The 879-nt window shown below is 62.5% G+C and carries 1 protein-coding gene; it reads right to left on the bottom strand.

Going from position 1 to position 879, the window contains the following annotated elements:
- On the bottom strand, positions 1-865 hold an 865-nt coding region (locus tag X742_RS140360), incomplete at its 3' end, for an AAA family ATPase (RefSeq protein ID WP_198019292.1).
- Positions 866-879: the final 14 nt, after the last annotated feature.

Below are 879 nucleotides of genomic sequence, written 5' to 3'. Positions count from 1 at the left end.
ATTTCGCACCGAAGAACCGTTCGCCGGCACGTTGCAGCGCCTTCTTGATGCGCTCCTGTTTCTTCTTCGGATCCTCGTCGTCTTGCATGGACAGCGCGGCATACTCGATGCGCCAGTGACCCATGCGCACCACCGTCTTGATGCTCTTCGGCAGCTTCAGCATGTCAGGGGTGTCCTCACCATGCCGTTCAAGGGCATTGATCAGGGCCTGCATCGCGATGTTCTGCTGATCGCTCAACCGCTTGTCGTCGGTGACCTCCGGGCCTTGACCCCCAGGGGCGGCGCAGACGACCGAGGTGAGCAGCTTGCCGTTTGGTCTCTTTCCTAGGACGACCTGCTTCAGAATGAAATCCCAACCGTGACCACGCTCGCCATCCTTGTTCTTCTGGATTGTCGCCCTGTGGATCTGGCGGGTCAGCTGCGTGCCGTCCTCCCGGAAGGCGATGTCGAGGCGAGGCGTGATCTCAAGCTCGATCGCATTGTCGACGTTGGCGAACAGCGAGGAGTGGCCGCGCGGGTTATTGCCGTTGCGGGGCTTGTGGTGGACCATCAGCACGGTGCACCGGCATTCGTCGCGGATGCGCTCAAGGTTGGAGAGGACAACAGACATGTCGGTGGAGGCGTTCTCGTTGGCGCCTGGCGTGGCCGTCGCCAAGGTATCGATGACGACGAGCTCGAGGGGAACCGTGAAGGTCTCCGACCACGCCTTGATCTCGGCGATGAGGGCATCGGTGCCGCGGCTGGTTTCGACATCCTGCTCCCCAGGTCGGGCGAAGAGATCGATACGGGCGGGCAGCAGCACGAAGTCGACGCGTTCGCCGGGCTCCATGTGGGTTTGCCGGTAGGCGCGGAGACGCTGCTTCACCCCGATGCCGCCTT

The organism is Mesorhizobium sp. LNHC229A00, assembly GCF_000502415.1.
Classification (GTDB): domain Bacteria; phylum Pseudomonadota; class Alphaproteobacteria; order Rhizobiales; family Rhizobiaceae; genus Mesorhizobium.
The sequence above is the reverse complement of the archived record's forward strand: the minus strand, read 5'-3'. Positions and strand labels throughout refer to the sequence as shown.